We start from the raw sequence: 17,060 nt of genomic DNA, 5'->3' as shown, positions 1-17,060 counted from the left end.
GAAACGGTGATGGAACAATTTCAAAAAAGTTCGTATTTAGCTGATAACAACGCTGGTTACATTGAAACGCTTTACGAAAGTTTTCTTAGAGATCCCAATAGTGTTAATGAAGAATGGCGCCATTATTTTCAATCCTTATCACAAGGTACTCCTGTACCGGACATTTCACATGCCAGTAATCAAAAAGAATTTCGTGAATTAGCATGGCAAACTTATATTGCTGCTCCAAGTGCAGCATCGGCCACCAAGCAAACGGCGGTTGATTTATTAATTGAAGCTTATCGGCGATTTGGTCATCTCAACGCGAAGATTAACCCTTTGGGTGGCAATCGACCAGTAGATCCCCGCTTGGAATTAAATCATTACGGCCTAACGGAATCTGATTTTAAAGAAACATTTTCAACAGGGGGTTTTTTAGATAAACCTCAAGCAACCTTAAAAGAGATATATAAACATTTACGCGAAGTTTATTGCAGTTCTATTGGTGTGCAATTCAGTACCATCTCAGATGAGCGGGAGCGACATTGGTTGCGAGATTATGTAGAACATCGACTGGGTTGTATTGATTTTGATAAAGAAGTTAAAAGAAATATTTTACAGCAATTGGTAGCAGCAGAAACTCTCGAAAAATACCTCGATACGAAATATGTAGGCCAAGTTCGCTATTCTTTGGAAGGTGGTGAAAGTTTAATTCCCCTCTTAGACGAACTGGTCAAACGGGCTCGGGGCAAGAAATTAGATGAAGTAGTAATTTGCATGGCCCATCGCGGTCGGGTCAATGTGTTATTGAATATTATGGGTCAATCGGCTGCTGAATTATTTCAAGAGTTTGAAGGCAAAAAAGATTATGGTTTGACGTCGGGGGACGTAAAATATCACCGGGGTTACTCGCGAGATGTAAAAACCGATGAAGGTTCGATTCATTTATCGTTAGCTTTTAACCCTTCGCATTTGGAATTTATATGTCCCGTAGTAATGGGATCTGTGCGGGCACGCCAAGAAAGAAAGAATGGACAAAATCCGGATTACGCTATGGCTGTAATGATCCATGGAGATGCTTCCTTTGCGGGCGAAGGTATTGTCATGGAAGCGCTCAACATGTCGCAAACACGAGCCCATTATGTGGGTGGTTCTATCCATATTATTTTGAATAATCAATTGGGCTTTACTACCAGCAATCCTAAAGACGCGCGATCCTCCTTATATTGCACCGATATAGCGAAAATGCTCGATGCGTCAGTATTCCATGTTAATAGTGACGATCCTGAAGCCGTGATTGCAGTTACCCAGTTGGCGCTGGATTATCGAATGGAATTCCATAAAGATATCTTTATTGATCTTGTTTGTTATCGACGACACGGCCACCAAGAGGTAGACGATCCAGTGCCGACTCAACCTGCGATGTATAAGATTATTCAAGAGCACGCTACTACTCGAGTGCTTTATGCAAAAGAACTTATTAACCAAAAGATTTGCACTTCTGAAGAAGTCGATGAATGGACAGAAAAATATCGCACTCGTCTTGATGAAGGACGACAAGTGGTAGAGACTCTTCCCGATAGTTTGTCGACGCATTATGCAACCAATTGGACTCCCTACCTTGCCCAAGAATGGGCTACTGTGGTAGACACCACTGTTCCATTGAAAAAATTAAAAGTACTTGGAGAAAAGCTCGCTACATTGCCTGATAGGCTTAAACTTCATCGCAAGGTCGCCGCTATTTATGAGGCAAGACTCGAAATGGCCGAAGGTAAAACTCCAATGGATTGGGGTTTCGGTGAAATGATTGCTTATGCTTCTTTGTTGGAAGAGGGATATTCAGTTCGATTGGTGGGACAGGATTCTCGACGAGGTACTTTTTTTCATCGACATGCCGCTGTTTTTAATCAAGATACTGGAAAAGAATATGAGCCCTTAAAACATTTAAATTCCAAGCAAGCAAAAGTGCATATTTATGATTCTTTACTTTGTGAAACCGGCGCACTAGGGTTTGAATATGGTTATTCCACTGCTGACCCAAAGTCATTAATTATTTGGGAGGCGCAATTTGGTGACTTTGCCAACGTGGCTCAAGTGATTGTTGATCAATTTATAAGTTCGGGATGGCAAAAATGGAATCGCCTCTCTGGTTTAGTGATGTTTTTGCCGCATGGTTATGAAGGCAAGGGTCCCGAGCATTCTTCGGCTCGGTTAGAGCGTTACTTGCAACTTTGTGCTCAGAATAATATGCAAGTGTGTGTTCCTACCACACCCGCACAAATTTTCCATTTATTGCGACGTCAAGTATTACGTCCTTATCGGAAACCTTTAATTGTTATGACGCCGAAGAGTTTATTGCGTCATAAATTGGCGGTTTCTTCGTTAGAAGATTTAACTCGTAACCAATTGAAATTAATCATTCCTGAAATTGATAAGCAGGATCTGAAAAAAATAAAACGGGTTGTACTTTGCAGCGGTAAAGTTTATTACGATTTGTTAACCAAACGGCGCGAGAATAAATTAAATGATGTTGCTTTGATTCGTATTGAACAATTATATCCATTTCCTTATGATGAATTAAAAACGGAACTTAAAAAATATTCCAACGCGAAACAAGTAATTTGGTGTCAGGAAGAACCTAAGAATCAAGGCGCTTGGTTCTGGTTCTGTACTTGCCATCGACTCGCAAAATGTTTACAAAATAATCAAACTTTGGATTATGTAGGACGGCCTGCTTCAGCTGCACCGGCCGCGGGTTATCCAGCACTTTATTTAAAATGGCAAAACAAATTGATTAATGAAGCTTTAAAGCTCGAAGAGGAAATTTAACATGGCCACAATTGAAATTAAAGTTCCCATGCTCCCCGAATCCGTTACCGATGCCACGGTGGCAAAATGGTACAAAAAGGAGGGTGATTCCATTTGTCGGGATGAAAACTTAGTCGACTTAGAAACTGATAAAGTAATGTTAGAAGTCCTAGCACCAAAAGATGGTATTATCAAAAAGATACAGGTTAAAGAGGGCAGAGTTGTTAAGTCAAGCGAAATTCTTGCAATATTCGAAGAAGACCATGGAGAAGGCGAAGTTAAGAAAGGAAAAAAAGAGAAAAAAGATAAAGATGAAGATGAAGTAAAAAAGAGCGAAGAAGAAGAAAAAACTAAGAAAGAATCTGAAGAAAGTGAGAGTGAGCTGAGTCCCGCTGTTCGCCGATTAGTTGCTGAAAAAGGTCTGGATGTTAACGAAATTGAAGGGAGTGGGAAAGAAGGACGAATTACAAAAAAAGATGTGGAGGATTATTTAGAAAGTCAAAAAGCAAAACCTGATGAAAAAAAGCTGAAAAAGAAATTGGAAAAGGGGATCCGACAGAAAAACGTGTTCCTCTTTCTCGCATTCGTCAACGAATCGCGGAACGCTTAATTCAAGTACAGCAAGAAGCTGTATTATTAACTACTTTTAATGAAATTAATATGAAACCAGTAATGGACTTACGGAAAAAATACCGGGATGAATTTGAGAAAAGATACAAAGTTCGCTTAGGCTTAATGTCATTTTTTACGAAAGCTTCAGTTGAAACGCTGAAAAGATTTCCGATGGTAAATGCTTCGATTGATAGTAGCGAAATTATTTATCACAATTATTACGACATCGGGATTGCGGTAGGTACGGAACGTGGCTTAGTGGTCCCTGTTCTCAGAAATGCGGAAAATATGAGCATGGCTAATATTGAGAAGCAAATTCGGGAATATGGCTCTCGAGCTCAAGAAGGGCGTTTGGGAATTGACGAATTAACAGGGGGAACGTTCACAATTACCAATGGAGGAACTTACGGATCTCTCTTATCTACGCCAATCATTAATCCTCCTCAAACTGCTATTTTGGGAATGCATAAAATTGAGGATCGACCTGTTGTAGAAAATGGCGAAATTGTTATTCGGCCCATAATGTTAGTGGCTTTATCTTACGATCACCGCGTTATCGATGGCCGTGAAGCAGTTTTATTTTTGGTAACTATTAAGGAATTACTGGAGGATCCGGCCCGTTTGGTATTGGGGATATGATGATAATCCCACATTCTAACCTTCAAAAGGGAGTGGTTGGATGAGGGAAGAAAAACAAAAAGAGAAACAAACATGAACTTACACGAGTATCAATCAAAAGATCTATTAAAAGAATACAACATTCCTGTACCTCCAGGCAAAGTGGTTTTTAATCCGGAAGCAGCTGTCGATGCGGCCAGTAAAATTGGTGGTAATCGTTGGGTAGTTAAAGCCCAAGTGCACGCAGGTGGTCGTGGAAAAGCAGGCGGTGTCTGTTTAGTCCAGAATAAAGAAGAGCTAAAGGCCGCTGTAAAAGCGTTACTAGGAACGCGTTTAGTTACCTACCAAACAGATGAACGTGGGCAACCGGTAAATCAGGTTTTAATTGAAAAAACATCTAATATCGCTCGAGAATTATATTTGGGCGCGGTAATCGATCGCTCCTCTCAGCGGATTGTTTTTATCGCTTCCACGGAGGGCGGTGTTGAAATTGAGAAAGTGGCGGAAAAATCTCCCGAGAAAATTTTAAAAAAAATTGTTGATCGTGCAGTTGGATTACAACCTTTTCAATGTCGGCAATTATTCTTTGGTCTAAATTTAGATTCTACCCAAATGTGGTCATTTACGAATATTGTTATTGGGCTGTATCAATTATTTATCGAACGCGACCTGAGCTTATTAGAAATTAATCCTCTCGTCGTCACTAATTCAGGTGAACTTCTTTGTTTAGATGCAAAATTAAATGTGGATGATAACGCGCTTTATCGTCAACCGGAACTTCGTGAAATGCGTGATGCAACCCAAGAAGACGAACACGAAGCCTCAGCACAACAATGGAAATTAAGTTATATCAAATTGGATGGTAATATTGGTTGTATGGTGAACGGGGCAGGACTTGCCATGGCTACCATGGATCTTATTAAACTGGCAGGCGGTGAGCCGGCTAATTTCCTGGACGTGGCTGGAAGTGCTACCAAAGAACGGGTAACCGAAGCTTTTAAAATTATCGTCTCAGATAAGAATGTCAAAGGAATTCTCGTAAACATATTCGGCGGCATTGTTCGATGTGATTTAATCGCCGAAGGTATCATTAGTGCAGTCAAAGAAGTGGGTGTGCATGTTCCAGTGGTCGTTCGTTTAGAAGGAAACAATGCTCAATTGGGTGCAAAAAAACTTGCAGAGAGTGGAATGAATATCGTTGCTGCAAAAGGTTTTGCAGATGCCGCGAAAAAAATCGTCGAACAAGTAAAGGTGTGACAGCATAATGAGTATTTTAATTAATAAAGAAACCAAAGTAATTTGCCAAGGTTTTACTGGAAAAAATGGTACTTTCCACTCCGAGCAAGCATTGCAATATGGAACAAAAATGGTAGGTGGTGTGACACCGGGGAAAGGGGGCAAGAGCATTTAGGATTACCTGTTTTTAATAGCGTACATGAAGCTGTAGATAAAACAGGCTCTGATGCTACTATGATTTTCGTTCCGGCACCTTTTTGTAAAGATTCTATTATTGAGGCCATCGATGCGGGCATAAGTTTGATAATTTGCATTACTGAGGGAGTCCCTATTCTTGATATGCTGACCGTTAAAGTCTATCTTAAACAGCATCCTGATGTACGTTTAATTGGGCCAAATTGCCCTGGGGTTATTACACCAGGGGAGTGCAAAATTGGAATTATGCCAGGGCATATCCATCAGCCAGGCAAAGTCGGTATTGTTTCTCGCTCAGGAACTTTGACTTATGAAGCTGTGAATCAAACCACACAATTGGATTTTGGTCAAAGTACGTGTGTGGGTATCGGTGGTGATCCTATTCCGGGCACCAGTTTTATTGATGTGTTGGAGTTATTTGAAAAGGATCCCCAAACAGAAGCCATAGTAATGGTGGGTGAGATTGGCGGTACAGCAGAAGAAGAAGCGGCGGAGTTTATTAAGTCTGATGTAAAGAAACCAGTGGTCTCCTATATTGCTGGAGTGACCGCGCCCTCAGGTAAAAGGATGGGGCACGCAGGAGCTATTATTGCTGGAGGAAAAGGAACTGCCGCGGATAAATATGCCGCTTTAGAAGCTGCGGGTGTTTTTACGGTTAAATCACCAGCCGAAATTGGTCAAGGGGTTGCTGAAGCAACAGGATAGTCGGTTCATTGAAATTGACGGAAACGAAATCACCCCGATCGATTCAACTACTAGAATTCTTTAAATTTTATTTTCTCTTTCTTCGTTATATCGTGGTGGGACTGACTTCCTTCCTCATGGATGTGGGTGTTTTTGCACTGTGTTACTTATTGATTACTCATCAAAAACTCAGTTCTCTCGTGATTGGCCGTTTAATTGCGGGTTCTTTTAATTTTTATTTCAATAAATACTTGGTTTACCGTTCCTTGGAAAAAGGCTTATTGAAACGAGAAGCCTTTCGATACTTGTTATTGGCTATTGGCATTTTCTTAATTTCCTATCGAACCATTCAGCTATTAACCACATATTTTCATATCCATATTATCGACGCTAAAATTATCATTGATATCCTATTGTTTTGCATCAATTTTGTTGTTCAAAAATACCTCTTTCGGCCTGGAATGCAAGCAGAAGTTAGCTGATTCTTGTCGATACTCTCTCTTGAGGGAATGGTTTCTTGAAACTAGCCCTCTTTTCAATTTGTCTTTAGTCCATTGTTCTATATTTGTACATATATATGTAAAGGTATATAGAGGTATGTCAGAAGTGGAGGAAAGGTTCTTAGACTGCCTCGATAGGAAGGAGGTTTGTTCATGAAAAATGGGTTATTAGTAGATAGTAGTATCGGCTGGATTATTAATGATGGGATCACAATAGTTTATAAAAGCTATTCCTATCTGTGAATCGCTGACAAATACCGCATGGAATGAGGCTTCCCAAGGGTATTTTGCTGCTAAATCCGTATTCTCAAAAGAAGTACAAAACACAAAATAGTCCTCGCCGCTCATGGAGTAGTTTTTATCTTCAATCCGAGAATTCACCAATGGTATGCCTATGAAAATAGGCTGAGTGTGTCCAGTAGGTTGGCTTCCGGTAGCGTTCATTATTGCGCTGACATTAAACGATCCTATCGGATTTCCCGTTGGGGGGTTATAGGGTTATATGTAAAGGTTCAGCTAATGTCGTTCAACAACCGTATAGGGGATGCCCGTATCCGTATAGATTATTATATATTTTTCAGCAAAATATTATGTAATCCATAGTTCTAATCATGTGCCTGCTGCCAATGTCAGTCATGGGTGCATCCGTGTGGCCCTTCGGCAGCGCGATTGTTGAATAGAGATTTTATGCAGATCGGAACTACGATAGTGGTTAAACCCTATTAAAAAGATCGTCTTGCGTTCCAATGAAGAAACGGAAAAATTCTTAGTCAGTGAAATTTTTGTGATTCCATAATCCCTTATTTCAAAAGAATTACTGAAATGTATTTTTCTTTTTTAGCGACTCTTGGAAGATGGTTGCTTTTATTAGTTTCGTTATTTTGAAAGCAGTAAGTTAGAAAATTCTAGATAAATATTCACGGTGTAAAAATCGATTCATTTTTAGAGAAGAAATAAGCAGACATCTGCGAGTCATTACCCATCAATTTAAACAACCTAAAATGCCATTGTCCTTAGAATATTATTAGAGACAGAAGCTTCGAAGAATTGCAAGAAGGTTTTGAAACAATTGCTCGCTCGTATTCTTATTCTTCTTTACGAAAGAGTTAAAGATGGAGAGGAGAACTTCTCTAATTTTTTCTGCGACCAAGTAGAAATATTATTGTAGGCATTTGGAGTATCTGGATCGCGTTTATTAAATAAGTAAGTGAATAAAAGAAGCATGTTTTTCTTTTTAGGGCATTCGTGGATATTTGCTTAAATTCCTTTATCGTCTCCTCTGAGGTCAGTCCTTTCTAAAATTTTTTAACTGTTTTCATGAAATCAAAAATACCTGTGGGGATTTGGTAACTTTTACCATCGCTAATGGACCATTTTTTACTTCCCTAAAAGTTTAAGCCGAAGCAACGCAATATTCTTGTCAGTAACTAAGGTTACCCCCCTTATCAGGGGGGTAACCGGTATATTATAATTAAAAGCTTCTATACCCCTCGGGGGAAATGGTTTTCCGATAAGCCTGAATAGCACTCTCAACTCGTTCGTAACGGGGGAGCCACTTCCTTATCTTAGGGTATATCTCTATTGTTAAACTGATTGTTGGCTTGGGATGTGACAAGAGCATACAACGTTATTTGAGTATGGCAATAACTCTAATGGGGGGATGGCTTGCCTTTCCTTATAAATTTATTTTCCTCGGTTAATTTTACACATTGTAAAAATCGCACTGCTAAATAAAAAGATTGCTCGTCAATTGGCAGGCTCAAAAAAGTTGCTCCAAGAGCGCGGAAAATAGGGTCGGCTGTATGACTGATATCGCGGTTCCTATCCTAATTTTTTGAATCGTTCATTGGAAAGATCATCTATTTCCGTTGGGGTACTAACCAAATATTTTGGGTAGAGGATAAGAGCGGATCATTTCTTCAATAAAGATTTTTCCGGAGGACCGAGATAAGATTTTGATATCTTAATTGTTGACCTTTTTGTTTAGTTGTTATTTTATTATGAAGATGGATAGGAATTAATGTTTCACCGAAATCGAAAACAATAATTTTAGACATTGAGAGTCCTCTTTGTTAGGTTTTAATTTCCTCTCCTTTACGTAAAGTAAAAACCTCATAGCCATGTTCAGTCACCACGAGCGTATGCTCCCATTGAGCTGATAATCGGCGGTCCTTGGTGACAACTGTCCAATCGTCATTAAGCAGCTTAACGTGGCGTTTGCCAGCATTAATCATTGGTTCGATCGTAAATGTCATCCCCGGTTCTAAAGTAAGTCCGGTCCCAAGCTTACCATAATGAAGAACTTGCAATTCAGGTTCATGAAAGACATTACCTATGCCATGGCCACAATATTCTCGAACAACGGAATAGTGATTTTTTCCGCATGAGCTTGGATGGCTGCACCCAGATTGCCTAATCGTGCTCCTGGCTTTACCATGGAAATTCCAATGTAAAGACATTCTTGCGTAACGCGAATGAGTCGCTCCGCATGAGGTGAGATTTTGCCCACAGTAAACATTTTGCTCGTGTCGCCATGGTAGCCATCTTTCAGAACAGTCACATCAATATTAATGATGTCGCCTTCTTTTAATTTTTTATCGCCAGGAATTCCATGACACACCACATGGTTAACCGATGTGCAAATGGATTTCGGGAACCCTAAATAATTCAAAGGCGCAGGGATGGCTTTCTGAACATTCGTGATATAGTTGTGACAAATTGTATTAAGCTCATCGGTAGAAATGCCAGGTTTTACATAAGGCTCGATCATTTCAAGTACTTCGGCTGCTAAACGACCAGCAACCCGCATCTTTTCTAACTCTTCAGGTGTTTTGATGGATATTAACATTTATAGGAGTAGTATAGAGGCCTCATCCAAAAAGATGCAAGCTCCATATTGGCCTCTGCACGATTAAGAATTTCTGGCTAAGTTCAGGGCCGTGGCCAGAACGCTGCAGTATCAAACCTGATCTTCCATCCTTTCTTCCTTTGTGATATATAAGGATGCAGCAAATTCACACATCTATCGACACATAATTTTGGGTGCCTGCTAACTCAGGTTAGATTATGGGGTAGATGGAGGTTTTAACCCGGAGATAAATATGACCGATATAACCATGCGTCAAATGCTGGAAGCTGGGGTTCACTTTGGCCACCAGACCCGTTATTGGAATCCCAAGATGGCTCCCTATATTTATGGGACTCGCCAAAAAATCCATATCATTAATCTTGAAGAAACATTGCCTCTTTTTCGAGAAGCATTGACATTTATTAGGGATGTGGCTTCAAAACGCGGCAAGGTTTTATTTGTAGGAACTAAATTTGCGGCTTGCAAAATCGTGAAGGGAGAAGCTATTCGTTGTGGGATGCCTTATGTGGATTACCGTTGGCTAGGAGGCATGTTGACCAACTACAAAACTATTCGACAGTCGATTAAGCGTTTAAAAGAACTTGAAGAGCGTTTGGAAAACGAAGATAACCTTGTAGGGATGACTAAGAAAGAAATCTTGAATTTGATGCGCGAAAAAGAAAAATTAGCGGCTAATTTATCCGGCATTAAAAATATGGGTAGTTTGCCAGATGTTTTATTCGTAATCGATGTAGGCCATGAAAAGATTGCGATTCAAGAGGCTAAGCGTTTAGGCATTCCGGTCGTAGGTGTGGTTGATACGAATGAGAGCCCCGACGGCATTGATTATGTTATTCCTGGTAACGATGACGCTATTCGTGCTATTCGCCTTTACTGTAAGGAAATAGCTGATATTATTATCGATGCTCTTAGTGCTTTGGAGTTAAAAAAAGAAGAAGAGCCTAAAGAAAAAGAGAAAAGTAAAGTAAAAACCACAGTGAAAAAAGTAGTAACTAAAAAGGCAAAAGTAGCTGAAAAGGTTCCTTCAGCAGGAGAGAAAACTGAAAAGCTCCCTGCTGCGAAAAAAGCAGAAACACGCCCCTTCGCGAAAGGAAAATTACAGCCCTTCAAGGCTAACGCGAAATCATTAAAAAGTGAAGAGGCAAAAGTAGAAAACGAAGAAAATAAAGCTGAAGCAGAAAGTAAATAAGGAGAAAATAATGACGACAATTACGGTAGCCATGGTTAAAGAATTGCGGGAGATCACCGGTGCAGGGATGATGGCATGTAAAAAAGCCCTGCAAACCGCCAATGGTAATATGGAAGCCGCCATTAAAGAATTGCGGAAAGTAGGTGAAGCAACAGCAGCTAAACTCGCTAGCAAAAAGACAACGGAAGGCATAGTTGTTATTGCAGTAAACAATGACGGCAAGAAAGGTTGCATGGCGGAAATAAATTGTCAAACAGATTTTGTGGCGCGGGATGAGGGATTTTTAGTATTTGCTCAGAACGTTGTCGATCGCGGGTTAGCAGAAGGAACTACCCATGTTGCCGCTACTCTCGCTCTTCCTCATCAGTCTGGCTTATCGACTACGTTGGAGCAATCCAGACGAGAGCTTATCACTAAAATCGGCGAAAATATTCAAGTTCGCCGTGTGGTATTATTATCTTCTGATGGTGTTGTTGGTCATTACTCCCATGGAAGCCGAATTGGAGTTTTAGTGGCACTTGAGGCCAAGAAATTAACCTTGGCTAAAGATATTGCCATGCATATCGCTGCTTTTAATCCGCGAGCCGTCCGACCGGACGATGTTCCCATCGAGCTGGTGGAAAAGGAAAAAGAAATCTTGATAGTACAAGCGAAAGAAAGCGGCAAGCCTCAAAACATTATTGATAAAATGGTTGACGGCCGCTTGAATAAATTCTTAAAAGAAATAAGTTTAGAAGGTCAAGCTTTTTTAAAAGATCCAGAAATTCTAGTAGGCGATTTATTAAAATTGGAAAAAGCAACAGTGTCGGCATTTGTGCGTTTTGAAGTGGGCGAAGGTATCGAGAAAGATTCACAGAGTTTCGCTGATGAGGTAATGGCACAAGTAGAAGGAAATCGTTAATGACGAATGGGCTAAAACCGCTTTATCGAAGAGTACTCTTAAAGATGAGTGGTGAGGCGCTTATGGGAAAAGAAACCTATGCCATCGATCCTGAAGTTTTGGATCGTATGGCAAAAGACATCACTCAAGTTTATCAACTTGGGGTGCAAGTGGCCATTGTTATCGGTGGAGGTAATTTCTTCCGGGGGCCTCCTTGCAAAAGGTGGGCATCAATCGTATAACGGGCGATTATATGGGAATGTTAGCCACGTTGATGAACGCGTTGGCTTTGCGGGATGCTTTTGAGCGATCCAATTTACCGGTCCGGATTTTATCTGCTATCCCCATGACCGGCGTGGCCGATGCTTTTCATCAGCGCAAAGCGATCCATCATTTACAGAAAGGTCGCGTAGTGATCTTTGCTGCTGGTACCGGAAACCCTCTGGTGACTACCGATTCTGCAGCGAGTTTGCGGGGAATTGAAATTGGCGCCGATGTGGTTTTAAAAGCCACTAAGGTGGATGGGGTTTATTCAGAAGACCCAGCAAAGAATCCGAAAGCGAAACTTTATAAATATTTAACTTATCAAGAAGTTTTAGAAAAAGAATTAGCAGTCATGGACCTCGCCGCGTTTTGCCAATGTCGAGATCACAATATGTCGCTTCGGGTCTTTAATATTAATAAACCAGGAACCATGCTTCGGGTTATTATGGATACAGCAGAAGGAACTTTAGTGGATCGAGGTTAAGTGAGATCCAATTTCGCCCCACTCTCTAGTGGAGAAAAGAAAATCAAAATTTCTTCCGCTTGCGGGAGAGAGTAGGCTGAAGGTTATATATGATTAATGACATTATCAACGACGCAAAAGCGCGAATGGAAAAAAGTGTAACAGTTTTAAAAACTGAGTTGGCGAAATTAAGGGCTGGACGTGCACATCCGAGTTTGTTGGAACATGTTAAAGTAAGTTATTACAATGTCGACACACCTCTTAATCAAGTAGCAACAATTGCTATTGAAAATCCTCGAATGCTTACAGTTACTACTTGGGAAAAAAGCATAGTAGGCCCAATTGAAAAAGCTATCCAAACCGCCGATTTGGGCTTAAATCCCTCCACTGCGGGAATGGTAATCCGTGTTCCTTTGCCTCCTTTAACAGAGGAACGTCGCCGGGAGCTTTCTCGTGTGGTGCGTGATGAGGCCGAAAAAGTGCGAGTGGCAATACGAAATATTCGTCGGGAAGCTAACAATGACTTAAAGGAATTGTTAAAAGAAAAAGAAATCAGCGAAGATGAGGAACGACAAGCGCAAACCAACATTCAAAAACTCACCGATGAACAAATTTCAGAAGTAGAGAAAATTGCCTCTCAGAAGGAAGCAGATTTAATGGCTGTGTGATAATGAGGACTCATTTCAGGACGACTTGGGGGAGATGGAAATATCTTTAAGTAGAAAAAGGTTTTTGAAATGAGTTCAAATTCTTTGCCTCGGCATGTTTCAATTGTAATGGATGGTAATGGTCGGTGGGCCAAGCGCCGCGGGTTGTCAAGGATAGCAGGCCATCGAGCAGGCGCTAAAACTATCCCGCAGGTGATTGAGTATGCCAGCAATAAGGGGATTGAAGTTTTAACACTTTTTGCTTTTAGTTTAGAAAATCGAGCTCGTCCTCAGCCGGAAGTTAATTTTTTAATGTCTTTATTTTTAGATTCTTTGGAGCGCAATACAGACGAGCTCAACAAAAACAACATTTGTCTCCGAATTATTGGGGATCATCAAGAATTTGATAGAAAATTATTGGCACAAATCTATGCCTCTCAGGAACTCACCAAAAATAATAGAGGTTTAAAATTAATTATTGCCTTAAACTACAGCGGTCATTGGGATATTGTACAGGCAACTCAACGGTTAGGTAAGAAGATTCAGAATGGAAAAATAAATCCTGAATCAATCACAGCTAAATTATTTCAAGAATATGTATGTTTAAGCGATTTGCCAGAACCTGATTTATTAATCCGCACCAGTGGTGAACAGCGTTTAAGTAATTTTATGTTATGGCAAGCCGCTTATACGGAAATTTATTTCACGCCTACGTATTGGCCTGATTTTAATTCTAATACTTTTGAGCAAGCCTTGGCGTTTTATCAAACGCGTCAACGTCGTTTTGGGCTAACGCCAGAACAGGTTGAAGAGCAGTATGTTTAAGCATCGTGTACTCACGTTGTTGGTCTTAGTTTCTCTTTTACTCTTATCAATTCGGTATTTGCCCATGCCTTGGTTTAGCTTTTTAATTGGTGCTGTAATGCTCTGGGCGGCCTGGGAATGGTCCCCTTTAGCAGGAATAAAAAATTATTATTTTCGTGCTCTCTATGTGATTGCGATCCTATTGGCTCTGATAGGGACTTACTATCTCCCTATCTTTTGGGTGTTAATTATTTCCTTTATTATTTGGTTATGGGCCGCAGCGGCCGTTCTTTGTTACGCAAAGGGTTTCCTTCCTATTGGCTTTCAATATAACATAATAAAAATTGTTGTAAGCTTCTTTGTGTTAACTTCCTGTTGGGTAGTCGGAGTGGCGTTGCGTGAAAATATGGGTGGGCCGGGGTGGTTGGTATTTGGTTTAGTATTGATTTGGGCTATGGATATAGGAGCTTACTTAGCAGGTCGATGGTGGGGAAAGCGAACGCTAATTGCGCGTGTCAGTCCCAATAAAACATGGGAAGGATTGGTTGGCGGTATTGTTTTAACGTTAGCGATCGCAGTTATTATCTCTCTTGCTTTCCGTCAACCTCTTTTTCGATTGATATTAATAAGTCTCTTAGCCCTAATTACGGCTATTTTTGCGATTATAGGTGATTTGTTTGAAAGTATGCTGAAACGACAAGCGGGAGTGAAAGATACAGGTCAATTACTTCCTGGTCATGGCGGCATTCTTGATCGTATTGATAGTATTCTTGCTGCACTTCCTATTTTTCTCTTAGGGTCTTTGTGGATCTGGTTAATTTAATCTTAAACCATGTTCTTCTTGAAAAGAAGAACTTAAAAGCGAAAATTTATTCTTTGTTTGAAAAGCTTGGTATCCCTTTTAAAGAAATTTTTAATGCAGGTTCAAGCCAAGGTGTAAAATTTTGAGGATTTTTTTAAATTCTTCTTTTAAAGCAGGAATATTAATCCAACGAATAGCGCTGATTTCATTTTTGTTAAAATAAATTTTTTCATTAGTTAAGAATCCTACTAGCACATGATCATATTCATTTTCAATTAAATTATTACCCACCTCAGCTGTGTAACGAAATTCTCCTGATTTTTTTAACAGCATTTTTAATCCCATTTCTTCGAAAAGTCGTCTCTCGCCGGCCTCAATAATATTTTCTCCCGGTCGTGGATGGCTGCAACAAGTATTTGTCCATAAGCCACCACTATGATATTTTTCAGGATGACGTTGTTGAAGTAGTAATTGCCATTCGTTGTTTCGCCACGAAAAAACAAAAACTGAAAAAGCGCGATGCAATTTTCCTTCACGATGGGCTTTTATTTTTTCCTCGTTTCCTAGCGGTTGATCTTTTTCGTCAACGAGTATCACTTTTTGAACAATAGCGTCTTTAAAAGGTGAAATTATTTCAAAATCATGAAAGTGGTGAATTAATTTTTCCTTATCTTGTGCTAAAAATAATGACTTAATATTCGGTCCCGCATCTTGTGTAAAATAAATTTCTAATCCCTTTTCTCGAAGCATCCATATTTTTTTTAAAAGTTGAATCGTTTCAAGAGAAGAATACATTAGGGGCGGCCATGCAGCGAGCATCGTTGCATGCATTGTTAATGCATTAGATTCGGCGGCTCGTCCTAAGAGGGAGAAGTCTTTTTGAGCGATCGCTTTTTTTAGGGAGATAAGATCCTCATTCACTTTTTGAGGCCATGCGGTATAAAGCGCGGAGGTAGCTACAGTGCGTTTCATTCCTTCGCGCGAGCTGGTAGCTTTTTTTGAGAACTTACAATGTGAAGTCCAATGCACAGTTCGGGCCAATTTTCATTAAGCGGCTCTGCATAACTATCCATTCCAGCAGGATCAGTTCCGCATTGCCATTGCACAAATCCTTCAAAAATTGAGCGACACGCACTTCCGCTTCCTAACCGAGCGAGAATTGATAAAGTCTTTCCGTCTAATTGCCAACCAAAGAAATCATTCATTGCCTTTATGATAGCCGCATAACCACAGGCGGATGAAGCAAGGCCAGCGGCAATAGGAATATTAAAATTGAGTTGCAAGCGAAAAGCTTTTACATCGAGAAAAGTAAACTCCTCTAAAAAAGCGAGTAAAGGTTTGGCATAGACACTTTCTAAATTTAATAAATCGTTATTAATAATTAATTCATGATGCAGATTTGGTGAGGAAGAAATTTTAGCGTGGACCCCTTTATTATTGAGTGATATTGATAAGCTTGAGGTGAAGGGTAAGTTGAGCTCTAAATTACGCTTACCCCAATATTTGCATAAAGCAATATTCGAGGGCGCAAAAGCTTGTCCAAAAGATTTAACGGGTATTTTATTTTGTGGAGTAAGTAATTTTCGTAAAATATCATTACGTTTCACCAAAACTTGCTCCTTCAGAAGTAATGATAAGGAAAGGTTGCTTAACTCCAAGTCTTTTTTCTTCTTCATTGCGTGGGAAAAAATTGGGTGGGAGTTTCCCCACGCCAATCACACAGTCGCCCAGACCTGAGCCTGATATTTTAGCGCCTAAAATATGGGGTTGTTCTCGCAAGCCCTGAACCAAATTCTCTAAGTGTCCATTACTGACTCCAATAGCTTTCATAAGCTCTTGACCCGAATTAAAAAGATTGCCTAGGGAAATCCAATCTTTAATATTGATGGCTGTGATTCCTTTTTTTGAGAGCTCATTCATTTGTTCATCTATTATTTGGTAATTCGTGAGTTGTTTTTGACGACGGCTATTAACGATATCGATTGCTTGAGCTGTGGTAAGTTTGCTCCCCGAATAAACTGCCACTAAAGGAGGGGCCTTTTTCAAGGAGGTGACTGAAAATGGTGGGTTGCTAAAAGCAATTAGCCCCCGAAAATACTGGCTGCACAATCAGCGCCAGACCCTTTTTTTGCACTTGATGAATCACTTGCAAAGCTTCTTGCCACAGCTTTGACTTAGTTAATAATTTTTCGAGCCAACGATTCAACGCTATTAATAATGCTACAGTTACTGCCGCCGAACTTCCTAATCCAAAGGAAGCGGGCAAATCAGAGTCAATTTTAATATTACAGCCGGAAGGTGGGTTTTTGAGAGCTAAGGTGGCCAATACAAATTCAAAAGGCGCTTGTAACGTAATTTGATGACGGTCAAGGGTTAGTGTACCCAATGTGGAATCGATAAAAATCCGGTCGTCACTACGGGGCTTAAGGGTTATAGAAATAAATTTATCGATAGCAGCCACTAGCGCTGTTTTACCCTGTAACACAGAATATTCGCCGAGCAGCATTAAA

General features: G+C 40.2%; 13 protein-coding genes and 4 pseudogenes. 11 read left to right on the top strand and 6 right to left on the bottom strand.

Annotation, left to right across the window (positions count from 1 at the left end):
* Positions 1-9: 9 nt before the first annotated feature.
* The 5 genes and pseudogenes from MRH55_RS06660 (at position 10) to MRH55_RS06640 (ending at position 6,614) form a co-directional block, all read left to right on the top strand.
* The gene (locus MRH55_RS06660; protein ID WP_439647898.1) at positions 10-2,808 is read left to right on the top strand and encodes a 2-oxoglutarate dehydrogenase E1 component; all 2,799 of its coding nucleotides are present in this window, start codon (positions 10-12) and stop codon (positions 2,806-2,808) included.
* 1 nt (position 2,809) lies between these two features.
* A pseudogene (odhB, locus tag MRH55_RS06655) lies at positions 2,810-4,038 on the top strand (2-oxoglutarate dehydrogenase complex dihydrolipoyllysine-residue succinyltransferase).
* A gap of 72 nt (positions 4,039-4,110) precedes the next feature.
* Positions 4,111-5,274 (top strand): ADP-forming succinate--CoA ligase subunit beta, encoded by a 1,164-nt coding sequence (gene sucC, locus MRH55_RS06650; protein ID WP_304985401.1) that lies wholly within the window; start codon positions 4,111-4,113, stop codon positions 5,272-5,274.
* A 7-nt stretch (positions 5,275-5,281) separates the two neighbouring features.
* Positions 5,282-6,153: pseudogene (gene sucD / locus MRH55_RS06645) on the top strand (succinate--CoA ligase subunit alpha).
* A 14-nt stretch (positions 6,154-6,167) separates the two neighbouring features.
* On the top strand, positions 6,168-6,614 hold the full coding sequence (locus tag MRH55_RS06640; protein WP_304985400.1) for a GtrA family protein: 447 nt from the start codon (positions 6,168-6,170) through the stop codon (positions 6,612-6,614).
* A gap of 186 nt (positions 6,615-6,800) precedes the next feature.
* Here the strand turns inward: MRH55_RS06640 and MRH55_RS06635 are convergent, their stop codons facing one another.
* Both MRH55_RS06635 and map read right to left on the bottom strand, forming a co-directional pair.
* On the bottom strand, positions 6,801-7,076 hold the full coding sequence (locus MRH55_RS06635; protein ID WP_304985399.1) for a hypothetical protein: 276 nt from the start codon (positions 7,074-7,076) through the stop codon (positions 6,801-6,803).
* Positions 7,077-8,704: 1,628 nt separating this feature from the next.
* Positions 8,705-9,480 (bottom strand): annotated as a pseudogene (gene map, locus MRH55_RS06630) (type I methionyl aminopeptidase).
* A gap of 253 nt (positions 9,481-9,733) precedes the next feature.
* Here map and rpsB point away from each other — a divergent pair.
* From rpsB to MRH55_RS06600, 6 genes and pseudogenes are all read left to right on the top strand, one after another.
* Complete coding sequence (gene rpsB / locus MRH55_RS06625; RefSeq protein ID WP_304985398.1) at positions 9,734-10,690, top strand: 30S ribosomal protein S2; 957 nt, start codon at positions 9,734-9,736, stop codon at positions 10,688-10,690.
* A gap of 10 nt (positions 10,691-10,700) precedes the next feature.
* Positions 10,701-11,591 carry a translation elongation factor Ts gene (gene tsf, locus MRH55_RS06620; RefSeq protein ID WP_304985397.1) on the top strand — a complete coding sequence of 297 codons (891 nt, stop codon included), beginning with the start codon at positions 10,701-10,703 and terminating at the stop codon, positions 11,589-11,591.
* Positions 11,591-12,318 (top strand): annotated as a pseudogene (gene pyrH / locus MRH55_RS06615) (UMP kinase). The gene tsf and the pseudogene pyrH overlap by 1 nt, the downstream one beginning before the upstream one ends.
* An 89-nt stretch (positions 12,319-12,407) precedes the next feature.
* Complete coding sequence (gene frr, locus MRH55_RS06610; protein WP_304985395.1) at positions 12,408-12,965, top strand: ribosome recycling factor; 558 nt, start codon at positions 12,408-12,410, stop codon at positions 12,963-12,965.
* A 69-nt stretch (positions 12,966-13,034) separates the two neighbouring features.
* Complete coding sequence (gene uppS, locus MRH55_RS06605) at positions 13,035-13,769, top strand: polyprenyl diphosphate synthase (RefSeq protein WP_304985394.1); 735 nt, start codon at positions 13,035-13,037, stop codon at positions 13,767-13,769.
* Positions 13,762-14,571, top strand: coding sequence for a phosphatidate cytidylyltransferase (locus MRH55_RS06600; protein ID WP_304985393.1), 810 nt, complete (start codon positions 13,762-13,764; stop codon positions 14,569-14,571). Before uppS ends, MRH55_RS06600 begins: the two co-directional genes overlap by 8 nt.
* A gap of 90 nt (positions 14,572-14,661) precedes the next feature.
* Here MRH55_RS06600 and idi read toward each other — a convergent pair whose 3' ends face one another.
* Genes idi through MRH55_RS06580 form a run of 4 tightly spaced genes read right to left on the bottom strand, consistent with a single transcriptional unit; the run spans position 14,662 to position 17,056 of the window.
* Positions 14,662-15,522 (bottom strand): isopentenyl-diphosphate Delta-isomerase, encoded by an 861-nt coding sequence (gene idi / locus MRH55_RS06595; protein ID WP_304985392.1) that lies wholly within the window; start codon positions 15,520-15,522, stop codon positions 14,662-14,664.
* Positions 15,519-16,157 (bottom strand): GHMP family kinase ATP-binding protein, encoded by a 639-nt coding sequence (locus MRH55_RS06590; RefSeq protein WP_304985391.1) that lies wholly within the window; start codon positions 16,155-16,157, stop codon positions 15,519-15,521. Before MRH55_RS06590 ends, idi begins: the two co-directional genes overlap by 4 nt.
* Entirely contained in the window at positions 16,147-16,596 is a 450-nt protein-coding gene (locus MRH55_RS06585) for a mevalonate kinase family protein (RefSeq protein ID WP_304985390.1), read from the bottom strand. The genes MRH55_RS06590 and MRH55_RS06585 overlap by 11 nt, the downstream gene beginning before the upstream one ends.
* A 25-nt stretch (positions 16,597-16,621) precedes the next feature.
* Positions 16,622-17,056, bottom strand: a complete 435-nt coding sequence (locus MRH55_RS06580) for a mevalonate kinase family protein (RefSeq protein WP_304985389.1) — start codon at positions 17,054-17,056, stop codon at positions 16,622-16,624.
* Positions 17,057-17,060 lie beyond the last annotated feature (4 nt).

It is taken from the genome of Coxiella-like endosymbiont (assembly GCF_030643785.1).
Classification (GTDB): domain Bacteria; phylum Pseudomonadota; class Gammaproteobacteria; order Coxiellales; family Coxiellaceae; genus Coxiella.
The sequence above is the reverse complement of the archived record's forward strand: the minus strand, read 5'-3'. Positions and strand labels throughout refer to the sequence as shown.